Source organism: Parasaccharibacter sp. TMW2.1882 (genome assembly GCF_023337635.1).
Taxonomy (GTDB): domain Bacteria; phylum Pseudomonadota; class Alphaproteobacteria; order Acetobacterales; family Acetobacteraceae; genus Bombella; species Bombella apis.
In genome coordinates, this window is sequence record NZ_NWUT01000001.1 from 846186 (window position 1) to 860277 (window position 14092).

Annotated in this window: 12 protein-coding genes; 8 read left to right on the forward strand and 4 right to left on the reverse strand. The window is 59.9% G+C overall.

What is annotated here, in order from left to right; all coding sequences use genetic code 11:
* Positions 1–2 precede the first annotated feature (2 nt).
* The 4 genes from ccmI (at position 3) to CO583_RS03915 (ending at position 4023) form a co-directional block, all read left to right on the forward strand.
* The gene (ccmI, locus tag CO583_RS03900) at positions 3–464 is read left to right on the forward strand and encodes a c-type cytochrome biogenesis protein CcmI (RefSeq protein ID WP_248630349.1); all 462 of its coding nucleotides are present in this window, start codon (positions 3–5) and stop codon (positions 462–464) included.
* Positions 461–829 (forward strand): hypothetical protein, encoded by a 369-nt coding sequence (locus tag CO583_RS03905; protein WP_248630348.1) that lies wholly within the window; start codon positions 461–463, stop codon positions 827–829. Before ccmI ends, CO583_RS03905 begins: the two co-directional genes overlap by 4 nt.
* A gap of 79 nt (positions 830–908) precedes the next feature.
* Positions 909–2576, forward strand: a complete 1668-nt coding sequence (locus tag CO583_RS03910) for an NAD-dependent malic enzyme (RefSeq protein ID WP_103765349.1) — start codon at positions 909–911, stop codon at positions 2574–2576.
* A gap of 40 nt (positions 2577–2616) precedes the next feature.
* Entirely contained in the window at positions 2617–4023 is a 1407-nt protein-coding gene (locus CO583_RS03915) for a lyase family protein (RefSeq protein ID WP_103765350.1), read from the forward strand.
* A gap of 79 nt (positions 4024–4102) precedes the next feature.
* Here CO583_RS03915 and purF read toward each other — a convergent pair whose 3' ends face one another.
* The 3 genes from purF to CO583_RS03930 form a co-directional block, all read right to left on the reverse strand.
* A complete protein-coding gene (gene purF, locus CO583_RS03920; protein ID WP_043560928.1) occupies positions 4103–5545 on the reverse strand; it encodes an amidophosphoribosyltransferase in 1443 nt (480 codons plus the stop codon).
* Between the two features lie 140 nt (positions 5546–5685).
* Positions 5686–6240 carry a CvpA family protein gene (locus CO583_RS03925; RefSeq protein ID WP_081562928.1) on the reverse strand — a complete coding sequence of 185 codons (555 nt, stop codon included), beginning with the start codon at positions 6238–6240 and terminating at the stop codon, positions 5686–5688.
* A 52-nt stretch (positions 6241–6292) separates the two neighbouring features.
* A complete protein-coding gene (locus CO583_RS03930) occupies positions 6293–6616 on the reverse strand; it encodes a hypothetical protein (RefSeq protein ID WP_052349163.1) in 324 nt (107 codons plus the stop codon).
* A gap of 285 nt (positions 6617–6901) precedes the next feature.
* Between CO583_RS03930 and CO583_RS03935 the strand changes: the two genes are divergently transcribed.
* The 3 genes from CO583_RS03935 to CO583_RS09230 all read left to right on the forward strand — a co-directional run bounded on the left by CO583_RS03935 (position 6902) and on the right by CO583_RS09230 (position 11348).
* Entirely contained in the window at positions 6902–8593 is a 1692-nt protein-coding gene (locus tag CO583_RS03935) for a Hint domain-containing protein (protein WP_249103169.1), read from the forward strand.
* Between the two features lie 149 nt (positions 8594–8742).
* Positions 8743–9450, forward strand: a complete 708-nt coding sequence (locus CO583_RS03940) for a hypothetical protein (protein ID WP_248630345.1) — start codon at positions 8743–8745, stop codon at positions 9448–9450.
* Complete coding sequence (locus CO583_RS09230; protein ID WP_248630344.1) at positions 9447–11348, forward strand: ShlB/FhaC/HecB family hemolysin secretion/activation protein; 1902 nt, start codon at positions 9447–9449, stop codon at positions 11346–11348. The genes CO583_RS03940 and CO583_RS09230 overlap by 4 nt, the downstream gene beginning before the upstream one ends.
* Here CO583_RS09230 and hemA read toward each other — a convergent pair.
* Positions 11345–12553, reverse strand: a complete 1209-nt coding sequence (gene hemA, locus CO583_RS03950) for a 5-aminolevulinate synthase (protein WP_043560936.1) — start codon at positions 12551–12553, stop codon at positions 11345–11347. The genes CO583_RS09230 and hemA overlap by 4 nt on opposite strands.
* 196 nt (positions 12554–12749) lie before the next feature.
* Between hemA and CO583_RS03955 the strand changes: the two genes are divergently transcribed.
* Positions 12750–14015, forward strand: coding sequence for an MFS transporter (locus CO583_RS03955; protein WP_086431179.1), 1266 nt, complete (start codon positions 12750–12752; stop codon positions 14013–14015).
* The last annotated feature ends 77 nt before the right edge of the window (positions 14016–14092 follow it).

A 14092-nucleotide genomic window follows, 5' to 3' on the forward strand; every position in this document is an offset into this window, starting at 1 on the left:
CCATGTCACTGCTGATCGTTGCCCTCATCTGCCTGTTCATCGGGCTGCCCATCGGCCTCAGCCTCATCCTGCGGATGAAGGTCTCCAGCCAGACGGACGACCCCACCCTGTCCCTCTACAGACGTCGGCTTGATTCGCTGGAACGGGACCGGAAGGCCGGCCTGCTGGAAAAACAGCCCTATGATGCAGCCCGCATCGAGACGGAGCGGGAGATCGTCAACCATGTCTCCACCCCGCCCCAGAGCCTCTCCGGTGCAGGCAATGCCCACAAGATCATCGGCCTTGCCACCCTGCTGCTCATCCCCCTGCTGGCCCTGCTGCTCTATGCCATCAATGGCCAGCCCTTCTTCGGACCGCAGCCTGCCAGCCAGATTCCAGCATCCGCCTTCAGGACCTCGCCCATCAGCCCACCGGCCAGCACCATGACACCATCATCCACTTCCCAGAGTGGCCAACAGCCATGAAACTCGGTCCACTCCCCCGCCTGACACGCAGTGCGGCCACCCGTCTGGACAGCACCCCGCAAAGCCTGCCCCCACGCAGCATGAGTGCCTGCCCCTGCTGCCATCAGCCGCTACAGAACACGGCCAGTGTCTGCCCGCACTGCCGGGCCGAAAAACATTATGGCCCTGTGAAACGGGAGGTCCTGCTCTTCTCTCTCTGCGGTCTGGCGCTGGTCCTTGGCCTCACCCGGCTGCTTTTTCCCCAGCTCTTCGCCCCCTTCTCCCCATGGTTGATTCTGCTCATGCTGGCAGGACTGGCCGTAGGGTTCATCTTTGCCCAGTTCCGCTTTGCCGGAGACCGGTGGCTGCACCTCCACAAAGACTGAAGGCGGGTTCCTTTTCACCCTTCATGAGCCTATCATCTGCCCCGTTTTCCAGCCTGCATGATTCCGGAGGATCATACCCATGTCCGCTACGCCATCTTCCCATCCCGTCACCCAGCGTGGCATGGCAGTGCTGAATGATCCCCTCCTGAACAAGGGCACCGCCTTCCCCTGGGAAGAACGCACGGCCCTGGGGCTGCATGGTCTCCTTCCACCCGGCATCCACACGCTGGAAGAGCAGGTCGCACAGGCCTATGAAAACATCATGAGTGAAACGGACATGCTGGACCGGCATGTTCGCCTCCGTGCCATACAGGACACGAACGAGACCCTCTTCTATGCCCTGTTGCAGAAGTATCTCACGGAGCTCATGCCTGTCGTGTACACACCGGGTGTAGGGCAGGCCTGTCAGGAGTTCTCCAGAATCTGGCAGAAACCACGGGGGCTCTTTCTCTCCGGGTCGGACCGTGGGCACATGGCAGGTCGGCTGGCTGCCATCCCCAATGACGACATCCGCCTTGTCATCGTCACGGATGGTGAGCGCATCCTCGGGCTGGGCGATCTGGGAGCCAATGGCATGGGCATCCCCATTGGCAAGATTTCCCTCTACACGGCCTGCGCCGGGATCAATCCAGCCCTGATGATGCCCATCATGCTGGATGTCGGGACGGACAACGTCGCCCTCCGCAATGACCCTACCTATATCGGCAGCCGCACCCCCCGCCTGAGAGGGCAGGACTATGAAGACTTCATCGAGGAATTCGTAACGGCCCTTCAGGCGCGCTGGCCGGGCTGCCTGCTGCACTGGGAGGATTTTGCCGGACGCAATGCCGCACCACTTCTCCAGCGTTATCGGAACCGTATACCCAGCTTCAATGATGACATTCAGGGCACGGCAGGCATTGCCACGGCTGCCATCCTCAGCGGCCTGAAGGCCAAAGGCGAAACACTGGAGCAGCAGTGCATTGCCTTTGCAGGCGGCGGTGCGGCGGGTATTGGCATTGCCGGGCTTCTCCTTGCCGCCATGAAGGCCGAAGGGCTGTCGCAGGAAGAGGCCCTGAAGCGTTTCTATATCGTGGACCGCCAAGGCCTGCTGACCCATGACATGGACGGGCTGAGCGAAGGGCAGGCCCTCTTTGCCCGGCAGGATGAAACAGCCCAGAATGGACAGGGCCGGACTCTGGCGGAGGTCATCAGCAAGAATCACCCGACCATCCTCATTGGTGTTTCCGGTCAGGCGGGCCTCTTCAAGGAAGCCATGATCCGGGAGATGGCGTCATACTGCTCCCATCCCCTCATCTTCCCTCTCTCCAACCCGACAAGCCATGTCGAGGCCACTCCGATGGACATTCTGACATGGACAGGCGGACGGGCCATCGTCAGCACGGGCAGCCCGTTCTCCCCGGTTGAACTTGATGACCGCAGCATCATCATTGACCAGACCAACAATTCCTACATCTTCCCCGGTCTTGGGCTGGGGGCGCTGGCCTGCAAGGCAGAAAACATCAGCGAGGGGATGATCATGGCTGCAGCACAGGCTGTTGCAGCCCTCTCCCCGATGCAGACCGGGGGCAGCAACCTGCTTCCCCCCATTGAGACCATTCATGATGTCGCCCTGAAGGTTGCCCACGCCGTAGCCCGGCAGGCCCAGGAAGAACAGCTCTGCCCTGCCCTTGATGATGAAGCCTTGCAGGAAGCCCTCTCCACCCTGAGCTGGCGGCCCCGCTACCAGCCCTACCGGGCAGCCTAACCCTCCCTTTTCACCCTACTTCCGGCAGGACCTCTTCATCATGGCAAACCGTACAGAAACTGATGGCCTCGGCCCGATCGACGTTCCCCAGACAGCCCTCTGGGGGGCCCAGACCCAGCGGTCACTCCGCTATTTCAGCATCGGGCAGGAACTCATCCCCCGTGAGATGATCGAGGCCTATGCCATTCTCAAGCGGGCCTGCGCCGTAGCCAATGCGGCCAGCGGACGGCTGGAAAAGGACAAGGCAGAGCTCATCGTCCGCATCTGTGACGAGATCATGAGCGGAATGCATGACCGGCACTTCCCTCTCCATGTCTGGATGACTGGCTCCGGCACGCAGTTCAACATGAATGTCAATGAGGTCATCGCCAACCGGGCCAGCCAGATGACCGGGCAGAAACTGGGCAGCAAGAAGCCGCTGCACCCGAATGACCATGTAAACATGGCACAATCCACCAACGACACCTTCCCCAGTGCCATGTACATCGCCAGCGCCCTGACAGCCCATCGCCGCCTGATCCCGGCGCTGGAACGCCTGCACGGGGCCATTGCCCACAAAGCCGCACAGTGGAAGCACATCGTCAAGGTAGGGCGGACACATCTTCAGGATGCCGTGCCCATCACGCTGGGACAGGAATGGGAAGGCTATGCCGGGATGCTGGAAGACAACCTCCAGCGGCTGGAGCAGGCCCGTGACGGACTGCTGCCGCTGGCTCTGGGGGGGACGGCCCTTGGTACGGGCGTGAACACCGACCCGCAGTTCGCTGCCCGGGCCTGCAAGGAGATTGCCCGCCTCACCCAGCTGGACTTCACCAGCGGGGCCAACAAATTTGCCCTGCAGGGAGCACATGATGCTCTGGTGCATCTCTCCTCTACCCTGCGGACGCTGGCGGGCAGCCTCTTCAAAATCGCCAACGACATCCGCCTGCTGGCCTGCGGACCCCGGGCGGGGCTGGGTGAGCTGAACCTGCCGGTGAATGAACCCGGCTCCTCCATCATGCCCGGCAAGATCAACCCCACGCAGGCCGAAGCCCTGACGATGCTGTGCCTTCAGGTCATGGGCAATGACGTGGTCGTGGGCATGGCAGGCGCTGGCGGAATGCTGGACATGAACGCCTACAAGCCCGTGATGATCCAGAACATCATGCAGAGCCTGACCCTGCTGCATGACGGCATGGAGAATTTCCGCCGCTTCCTCATCGAGGGCACGACCGCCAATGAGGACCATATCCGCCAGCAGCTGGACCATTCCCTTGTGCTGGTCACGGCCCTGTCCCCCAGCATTGGGTATGACAGAGCCTCGCAGGTCGCTCACCATGCCATGGAGAACGGTCTCAGCCCCCGCCAGAGTGCGCTGGCTCTCGGCTTCATGACAGGTGAGGAGTATGACCGTGTGGCCGACCCGAAACTGATGCTCCAGCCGAACATCAAACCACCCAAAAACTGAGAGGCAGCATCCACACACAAAAAAGGCCTGACAGAACCAGCCGCCAGGCCCTTTTTTATGCAGCGTGGGCTTGACCCACTTACTGCTGGATCAGATTGCCATCCTTGTCCACCAGCGTGATGGGGTAATCCCCGGAGAAGCAGGCATCGCAGTTTGTATGGTTCTCCACCGGGCGCCCCTGATGACCAAGGGCACGGTAGAGGCCATCGAAACTGATGAACGCCAGACTGTCCGCATTGATGGCCTTGCACATCTCTTCCAGCGAATGACGGGCGGCCAGAAGATGCTTCTCGGAGGGCGTATCAATCCCGTAGAAGCAGGGATGTTTGGTCGGTGGAGAAGTGATGCGCATGTGCACCTCCTTCGCTCCCGCTGCCCGGACCATGTCCACAATCTTGCGGGATGTCGTGCCGCGCACGATGGAATCGTCCACCAGAATGACCCGGCGTCCTTCCAGCACGGCCTTATTGGCCGAGTGTTTCATCTTCACGCCAAGATTACGGACCTGATCGGTCGGCTGGATGAACGTCCGGCCTACATAATGGTTGCGCACGATGCCCATCTCATAGGGCAGGCCACTCTCATGAGCATACCCGATGGCAGAAGGCACGCCAGAATCCGGCACAGGCACGACCACATCAGCGTCGACCCCACTCTCCCGGGCCAATTCGCCACCGATGCGGGTCCGCACTTCATAGACGGACTGTCCCTCCAGCACGGAATCCGGCCGGGCAAAATAGATGTATTCAAAAATGCAGAACCGGCGGCCAATATCCCCAAACGGCCAGAGAGATTTCACCCCATCCGCATTGATGACGACAATTTCACCCGGCTCGATGTCACGCACATAGTCAGCACCGATGATGTCCAGCGCACAGGTCTCACTGGCAAGCACCCAGCCGCCCTGTTTGTCCTCATGCCCGGGCATGCGGCCCAGAACCAGCGGTCGCACGCCCAGCGGGTCCCTCATCCCCAGCATCCCGTCATCCGGTGTCAGGGTGATGAGGGAATAAGCCCCCTTGATCTTCTTTGCCGCATCCATCAACCGCTCGATCACCGTGTCATAGAGCGAAATGGCGACAAGATGGACGATGACCTCCGTATCCATCGTGGAATGGAAAATACAGCCACGCTTTACCAGCGCCTTGCGCAGGGTGGCGGCATTGGTCAGATTGCCATTATGGGCCACGGCCAGACCACCAAAGGCGTAATCGGCATAGATGGGCTGGACATTGCGCACATGGCTGCCACCCGTTGTGCCATAACGGTTGTGCCCTATGGCCGCCTCCCCCGGCAGGCCTGCTATCACGTCCTGATTGCCAAACACATCTCCGACAAGGCCCAGCGCCTTGTGCTGGTGGAACGTGTCGCCATCAAAACTGACGATACCGGCCGCCTCCTGACCACGATGCTGGAGGGCATGCAGGCCGAGAGCTGTCAGCGCTGCCGCATTCGGCACACCCCAGACACCAAAAACACCACATTCCTCATAGGGACGACTGGACGATTCAGGAAAAGACATATCGATGGAGCAAACCTGACGGGCGAATCCCGCTCATATCTAAGTGGCACAGCGGCACAGGCAGCCAACCCCTTGAAAAAACCGGCCATTGCCCTTCTTCAGGGCAGCCTGTCCGTCAGGGTGATGCCTGCGACCCCCCTTCAATGGCTATTCGATGGCAGAAAGGCAAGATGTTCCGACCATGAAAGCGGTATATATCCCTGCAAAAAAGCCACGCCACGCACCACGAAGGGTGCAAGGACGCTCCCCTGCATGGCGGCTTCCAGCCAGTCCTGCGCCAGATAGCTGCCCGCACAGAAGAGCAGCACCAGCACGACATAACCCCGCACCAGCCCGAAACCAGCCCCAAGCAGTGCGTCCAACGGGCCGGAGAGCAGCCCTCTCATGCCACGGGCCAGCTGGCTGGTCACCAGATTCAGAACAATCATGACCAGAACGAACAGCCCCAGCCGCCCGCCCCAGGTGAAAACAGCCGTCCCCTGAAAGGTAGGGGAAACAAGCGGAGCCAGATGGGACAAGGCCACGCCCCCCCAGCGGCCTACCAGCCAGAAACTGCCTATCCAGACCAGCAGGGCTCCGCTCTCGTGCGAAAGCCCTCTCACCAGCCCCCAGAGGGCCGACAGGCCAACAAGAACCAGCATGGCCCAGTCCATCGCGCCAAGATGCTCCAGAAATGTTCCGTGCAGGCCTGTCATTGCGGCTCCCGTCGCTCTTCCACCATCAATCCCGCTACCTGCCACCAGCCTGTCAGGGCAGTTTCGTGGAGCGGTAACGGCCCCCCTTGCGGGCCCGGATGCCACGTTTCAGCAAATCGGATGAAAGGTCAATCCGCTCACTCAGTTCCTGCCAGATGGCACTTTCATCCACACCATGCTGCTGCCATATCTTCCGTATCTCCAGCAGGAACACCGCACTATCCTCGACCAGGGCCTTCGGCTCCCCGTACAGATAGTCCAGAAGACAATCGGTAGCCTGCTCGGCCAGCATCTTGCATTCCTGCCCATCCTTGTTTCTGACCCCAGCCATGGCTGGCCCATATCGTGCAGACTGTGTCATTTCGGCTCCCATCATATCCACCCTGCCCCTCCTGCAAAAGAGGAGAGGGCACACAGGTCTGTTACCCACATTCAAGGGAGGAACAGAAATTAATAAAAATTCAATAATAAATTGATTAATACTATATTAGTGAAAAATAGTACAATTCATTAACAGGAAAATCTTTTCTTTTTCTAATACCATTCAAGGAATTCAGATATCATCGCTGAAATTACACCACAAAAATACCACAGAGCCTCATCATCATCTCCCTATTTCGTACAGAATCATCGACGGTCTGCACCCCACTGGAGAACAGTCATGTCAATCACATGGGAAAAACCACAGAAGTACTCCAACCTGTCTCCTGATACAGGGGGCGGCAATACTACTGGTCTCCCCGGCTTCTGGTTTGGTCCGGAGACCCTCCCGAACCCAGCAACCGGGAACGTTTTCAACACCCGGCTTACTGCAACAAACCAGCTCACTTCTGCCCAGCCGATATATCAGCTGGCCATGGTCCAGGGCGTGAACATAAGCCAGTCGGGAGACAAGGCTGTTGTCCTCATGCATATCCCCAACACAAATGTTTTTGCTGTAACGTACCTGTCTTATGTAGGTTCGTTTACCTACATGGATGTCATTCCTCCAACTCCTTCTGTCGTTGCAGAGTTTGCGATAAAGAATGTTCAATTCATAAAACAGATAGGGGACGGGCAACAGTATGCCCCTCTTCCTCCTGACGAACAACAGACGTATCTTGGCCTGTCCAATCTGGCAGCAGCCGTCCAAACCGGGAAGCATTATCTCTATCTACAGCTTGTCCCCAATACGGGCTTTGATTCCCTGAATCAGGGCAGCCCAGCGACACCGGGATCGCCTGTAACACTCAGCAATGTCGACTGGACCTTTGACACCGGCGTCACCAACATCGACATTGCCTGCTTCCTCCCCGGGTCCATGATCATGACGGATGCTGGACCTCGAGCTGTCGAAACTCTCGCTGTTGGTGATCTCGTCCTGACCGGCCCTGACGGCAACCAGAAGCTGGAGCCGATAACATGGGCAGGGCGGGGCCGTATCGATGTCCAGCCCCATCTGCCGGATGACCGGGCAGGCTATGCCGTCTGCATCAGAAAAAATGCACTGGGAGATGGCTGCCCTGATGCCGACCTGTATGTAACATCAGAGCACACGCTCTATCTTGATGGCCATTTCGTCCCGGTGCGGATGCTCGTCAATCACCGCTCCATCCACTATGACCGTGAACGTCTCTCTTACGACTATTATCACTTTGAGACGGCAGAGCACAGCATCGTCCGTGCCAACAGAGTGATGACGGAAAGTTATCTCAGCGGCAGCAGCCGCCGCAATTTCCATGAGATGACTTTCCTCCAGGAAGGAAATGTCGTGGCTTTCCCGCCCTCCAAGAGCTGGGAAAAGGATGCCTGCGCTCCGCTGACCGTGGATACCGCCTCCATCCAGCCACTGCATGAGGCGCTGGACGAGCGGGCCCGCGCCCTCGGTTTTGCCCGGCAGGTACCACCTGTCTCCTTGGTGCAGGATTCAGACTTCCATCTGGTCACCAATGCCGGGGACGTTCTCTACCCTGTCCGCCGGATACAGGACCGGGCCATCTTCCTTCTGCCGGAAGGCGTGACAGCCCTTTACCTTCGCTCCCGCACAAGCCGCCCCTGCGACACCATCGGCCCCTATGTGGATGACCGCCGTTTCCTCGGTGTCCTCGTCGGTGCCGTGGAGCTGTACCAGGAAAAGCAGACCCACAGCCTGACATCCCATATGTCGGATCCCCACGCTTCCGGCTGGGATGTGATGGAGAACAGCCCCTGCCGCTGGACAAACGGCAACGCCCTCCTCTCTCTGGAAGAGTTTCCCACCATTCATGAGCGGGACATGCTGAGCATCCAGCTCCTGGCGGAAGGGCCCTATGTTGATGAGGCCGGGATAGCCCAGCCAACCATTTCCCTGCCTGAAAGTGTGGCACAGAGATGAGGCCCCTCCCGGCCTGTCCCAACCATATCGGGACAGGCCGGGACTGTTCCCACTCCCCCGAAATACTTTGCCACTCATGAAAGATACTTTATACATCCCCTGTCCGTGAACGGCTGCATTGTCTGTCCACCAAGGGGGGGTCATCTGTCATGGGTGCCTGCACCACAGCCATTCTGACCAGAATCCTGCCTGCCCTGCTGGCTGGCGGTGTACTGTATGTCTCTGCTCCCCAATCAGCATTGGGCCAGAGCACACCGGTGGCCGGTTATTCCCCGGGCGCCCGGAGCGCAACCACCGCCAACACGATGCTCGACAGTGTCGTGGGCAACACCCATTCCCCCATAAAGAACCAGACCAGCCTTACCGGGGAACTTTACCATATTGCAGCGGATGGCACGGTCACAGCGCCCAACGGGCTGCTTGTCTCTCCCGGCGGGTGCCAGACACCGGGCACGGCCCATCTGCCAACCTCCATGAAAACTGCAGGGCCACACACGCCGTACCGCTTCGGCACGCTGCGACACGGCAAAGGGTTCGAGACGGTAACCATCGGAGTCAGCGCCCAGCCCGACCTGACCACGACAGACCCCAAGGCGCCCAGGACACGCCGTGCCACCCTGAATGCCTCCTTCGGCCCGACCGGGCTTTACATTCTCCCGGAACCCTGCGCCCGCACCGGCTCCAGCGACAGCGCCCTGACGCTGGATGCCGCCGCCAGCCTGGCCAGTGCCGACGGGAATGCCTTTACCCTTGCGGGAAACCGCTCCAGCGAAATTCCCGTCAACAAGGCGGAAATCCTGCCTGATGGAGATGTGGAGCTGCGCAACAGTGCTCTCCCCGGTGCTGCTGCCCCGTGACCGTCAGCCCGTTCCGTCTTTTCGCCCTGCCCGTCCTCTCTTTCCCGTCCTGCGGGTCCGCCATGGCTCTGGCGGCCCTGTTTCTACCGGGAACAGCCATGGCCCAGACCATTCCTCCGGCCAGCACCCCCGCCGGGATTCCGGCTACAGCCCTGCCCACCCCCCTGGGGTTTTTCAATCATCATACGATCGGCAGTCCCTCTGCCGATACCAGAGGGACCGAACCGGATACCAGCCGTACACCATCATCCCACCCCATCATCCCTCTCCAGCCGGGGACTGCGGGCCCCAACCCGACCCCGCATCTGGAAGACACTCTCGCCCTGCCCCGCCTCCAGGCCGTCATCCTGCAGCCGGCAGGCCATACAGGCAGCAGAACAGCCCAGCAGCCCATTTCTTCCGAAGGGCTGAAGCTGAGCCACGCACCCGGTCTCTATCGGGTAATCCTCCCCTATATCGGCCATCCTCTGACATTCCAGAAAATGCATGAGCTGACGGGAGCCATCGCCATCTTCTTCCGCCAGCATGACCGGGCCTTCATCAGCATCACCGTACCTCCCCAGCGTGTACACGGGGGCGTGCTGCATATTGATGTCTCGGAATACCGGCTTGACCGCATCACCGTGCATGGCAACCGCTGGACACCTGCCTGGCAGGTCCGGCAGGCCAGCAACCTCACTCCCAACCAGACCATGGCCCTGACGGCCCTCCAGACAGACCTGGACTGGCTGAACCTCAACCCCTTCCGCACGGCGGACCTCATCTACCGCCCCGGCAGCCACCCCGGCAGCACGGATGTGGACATCAACGTGACAGACCGCTTTCCCGTCTATGGCTATGCCGCCATGAACAATCAGGCGGACCGCTCACTGGGCCGGCTCAACTGGTACACGGGGGCCTCATGGGGCAATGCCTTCGGGCTGGGGCAGATACTGACCTACCAGTTCAACCGCACCTTCATGAACCGGTTCGACAACCACACGGGCAGCTGGACCATCCCGCTCCTCGGCCATAATGCCTTGCAGATTTTCGGGAACTATGCCCTCTCCCACCCGACCAGCAACACGCCGGGCCTCATCAACCGGGGTCTCAGCGGGCAGGTTTCACTGCGCTGGCTGCACATGTTCGACCATATTGCCCTTGGCCGGGATGCCGGGCTGGACGGCATGATCCAGCTCGGTTTTGACTGGAAAAACACCCATTCCGACCAGTTCTACCATGCCCACACCATCACGCTCTCCAAAGCCGCCACGGCCCAGTTTGTCGTGGGCTATACAGGGTCCATACAGGACCCGTGGGGGCAGACGCAGATCAACAACCAGTTTTTCTACGGTCCCGGCGGCCTGATGAAAAATGATACGCGGCGAGCCTATGAGAGCATCTTCCCTCTCTCCAGCCCCAATTATGTCTATGACCGGCTGATGCTCACCCGGACACAGAACCTGCCCTACGGCTTTTCTTCCACAACGAAGGTAACATTCCAGCGGGCCAACAAGAACCTGCTCTATAGTGAACAGCTCATGATCGGCGGCATGGGCAATGCTCGTGGCTATTTTGCCAATACATCCTTCGGCAGCAACGGCAATGCCGTCAGCGAGGAAGTCTTCACTCCCGCTCTCTCCCTGCTCCAGCTGGCTCACCTGCCCACACCGGGACAGCCGGACAGCAACAAGCTTGGCATCTTCTGGGACTGGGCGGACAACCGGCAGGTCCACCATGTGGGCACGGGCGCCCGGGCGGCCACCCTCGCCAGCGTGGGCGCCGACCTTACCGGCAGTCTGAACCAGCACATCAACGTCACTTTTGATGCTGGCATCCGCCTACGCCGCATCCACACGACGGAACTGGCAAACCGTCGTGGGACCTTCTGCGACTTTCAGATTGTCGGAGGCTTTTAAGCCTCCGAACGGGGCAGTTTCAGTTCTGTCCAGAGCGTGTCCAGCGCACTGACCAGAGAGGTCAGCTCCTCTTCCGTATGGAGCGGCCCCGGGGTCAGGCGCAGGCGCTCCGTCCCTCGGGGGACGGTCGGATAGTTGATAGGCTGGAGATAATGGCCGAAGCGCTTCAGCAGGCTGTCCGTCAGCTCACGGCAGAGGGTGGCATCTCCCACCATGACGGGCGTGATGTGCGACTGACCAGGCATGTAGGGGATTTTCACCTCGTCCAGCTTCTTCCTCAGCAGGGCCACGGCCTCCCGCTGCCCCTTGCGCTCGGCATCGCTGTGGCGCAGATGCCGGACACTGGCCAGCACACCCGCCGCAATCATCGGCGGCAGGGAGGTGGAGAAAATGAAGCCTGAGCCAAAAGAGCGCACGAAATCACACAGGGCAGCAGAGGCTGCGATATAGCCCCCCACCACGCCATAGGCCTTGCCCAACGTCCCCTCGATGACGGTCAGCCGGTGTTCCAGACCACGCTCCTGCGCTACGCCGCCACCCTGCGGGCCATACATGCCCACGGCATGGACCTCATCCAGATAGGTCATGGCGTTGTAACGGTCGGCCAGATCGCAGATTTCTTCAATCGGAGCAATGTCGCCATTCATGGAATAGACGGACTCGAAGGCGATGATCTTCGGCGTATCCAGAGGCAGCTCTTTCAGCCTGGCCTCAAGGTCTTCAAGATCATTGTGCCTGAAGATGCGTTTCTCCGCACGGGAATGGCGGATGCCTTCGATCATGGAGGCATGATTGAGTTCATCAGACAGCACGACACAGCCTTTCAGCCGTGCGGCCAACGTGCCCAGCGTCACCCAGTTGGAGAGATAACCGGAATTGAAAAGCAGGGCACTTTCCTTGCCATGCAGGGAGGCCAGCTCCTTTTCCAGCAGGACATGATGATGGTTGGTGCCGGAGATGTTCCGTGTCCCGCCTGCACCTGCACCACTTTCATCCAGAGATTTATGGATGGCCTCCAGCACTGCGGGGTGCTGCCCCATACCCAGATAGTCGTTGGAGCACCAGACCGTTACATCACGCCCGACGCCATGGTGGAAGGCTTTGGGAAACCTGCCGACGTGACGTTCCAGCTCCGCAAAATAACGGTAGCTGCCATCAGCCCGGAGGCCATCCAGCGCATTCTGGAACAGGGTATCATAATTCATAGACATTGCTCTCCTCAGGGTCATCAATTTATGGTCCGCCCCCCAGAAAGCAAGGTTTAAACACTGTTATAAACGAAAACATGGTTACAGGACCCATTAAACAGGACTATCTGGCTACAGTTTTTTTACCCACTCCTCTATAGCTGGTGGCTCCATATCTCCCCAGGCGGGGAACATCGTTTGCCGGAGGCCTGTCTTGCCTGTTTCCGCTTCTTCCTCCTCTCCGGGTGGCCGGCCCGGATTCAGCGCCCTGCTGCCTTACTGGCAGGTCACCCTTGCTGCTTTCAGCGGCTGGTTTCTCGATGCCTTTGACCAGACAACCCTGATGTTCACCCTGCCCGACATTGCCCGGGATTTCGGCTGCACGCTGGCCGCCCTTGGCAGTGTCTTTCTGGCACAGGCTCTGGGACGGGCCGTAGGCAACACGGGTTGGGGCTGGCTCTCCGACCGTTTCGGCCGCAAGCCTGCCTTCACGCTCGGCATCCTCTTCTTCGCCCTCTTTGCCGCCCTCACGGGGACAACCCACAGCATCACCACGCTGGTCATCACACAATTCCTGTTCGGGATCGGTTTTGGTGGAGAATGGACGGCCTCCGCCACCCTGCTGATGGAAAGTGTTCCCGGCCCGCTGCGGCCTCTGGCCTCCGCCACCATGATGGCCGGTTACGAAATCGGCTATATGGCAGCGGCCGGAGCACAGGCCCTCATCCTGCCCCATCATGGCTGGCGTGTCATGTTTTTCATCGGGCTGCTGCCTGCCCTGCTCATCTTCTTCATCCGTTTCAGGGTGAAGGAAAGCCCTCTCTGGCTCGCTGCGCAGGAAGAGAAAAAGCGTCAGCACGATCAGGCTCCGGCAGAACCGGCCGCCTCTTTCTGGCAGACTGCCCGGCAGTTCTGGAACGGCGCCGCCTTCCAGGCCATTGCCTTCATGTGTTTTCTGGAGTTCCAGAAGGCCGCCCTCTACACATTCTATCCTGCCATCCTGCGGGACAACCACCATCTCAGCCCCCAGCTCATCTTCTGGCCGGTGGCCCTCTACTGCCTCGGCTCGCTTGCCGGGAAGATCCTCTGCGGGGCACTGGCAACCCGCTTCGGGGAAGGGCTCGTCATGCGGGTGGCGCTCGGAGCTGTCATGCTGCTGATCATCCCCTTCCTCACAGCTGGACCATGGGCCATCCTGCTGGCCTCCGCCTTCTTCATCGGGGCAGCGGCCTCCGGTATCTATGCTCTGGTGCCCCATTATCTCTCCCAGCGCTTCCCCGATGCAGGCCGCAGCGCAGGCATGGGCACCAGCTATGCTGTCGGCTCTCTGGGGCAGGGTGTGGCCGGGCGGCTGGTCCCCTCCCTTGCTCCGCTGCTGGCAGGAGGGTTGCCTGCTGCCGCCATCCTCTGCGTTCTTTCGGGAAGTTTCATCAGCCTCGGCATCACAGTCTTCCGCCCGAAAGACGTACAGGATTTCTGAACCGTTCCGCCTTCCCTGAAGGCCTTTCTCCCTGGCAGAAGGGCATGAAAAAACGGGGTGGAGCCTGCGCCCCACCC

Bases quoted from the DNA above. Each gene is read 5' to 3' on its own strand.
- CO583_RS03915 (WP_103765350.1), top strand. From the start codon at position 2,617: ATGGCAAACCGTACAGAAACTGATGGCCTCGGCCCGATCGACGTTCCC.
- CO583_RS03925 (WP_081562928.1), bottom strand. From the start codon at position 6,240: ATGACAGGCCTGCACGGAACATTTCTGGAGCATCTTGGCGCGATGGAC.
- CO583_RS03910 (WP_103765349.1), top strand. From the start codon at position 909: ATGTCCGCTACGCCATCTTCCCATCCCGTCACCCAGCGTGGCATGGCA.
- purF (WP_043560928.1), bottom strand. From the start codon at position 5,545: ATGTCTTTTCCTGAATCGTCCAGTCGTCCCTATGAGGAATGTGGTGTT.
- CO583_RS03940 (WP_248630345.1), top strand. From the start codon at position 8,743: ATGGGTGCCTGCACCACAGCCATTCTGACCAGAATCCTGCCTGCCCTG.
- ccmI (WP_248630349.1), top strand. From the start codon at position 3: ATGTCACTGCTGATCGTTGCCCTCATCTGCCTGTTCATCGGGCTGCCC.
- CO583_RS03905 (WP_248630348.1), top strand. From the start codon at position 461: ATGAAACTCGGTCCACTCCCCCGCCTGACACGCAGTGCGGCCACCCGT.
- CO583_RS03930 (WP_052349163.1), bottom strand. From the start codon at position 6,616: ATGATGGGAGCCGAAATGACACAGTCTGCACGATATGGGCCAGCCATG.
- hemA (WP_043560936.1), bottom strand. From the start codon at position 12,553: ATGAATTATGATACCCTGTTCCAGAATGCGCTGGATGGCCTCCGGGCT.
- CO583_RS03935 (WP_249103169.1), top strand. From the start codon at position 6,902: ATGTCAATCACATGGGAAAAACCACAGAAGTACTCCAACCTGTCTCCT.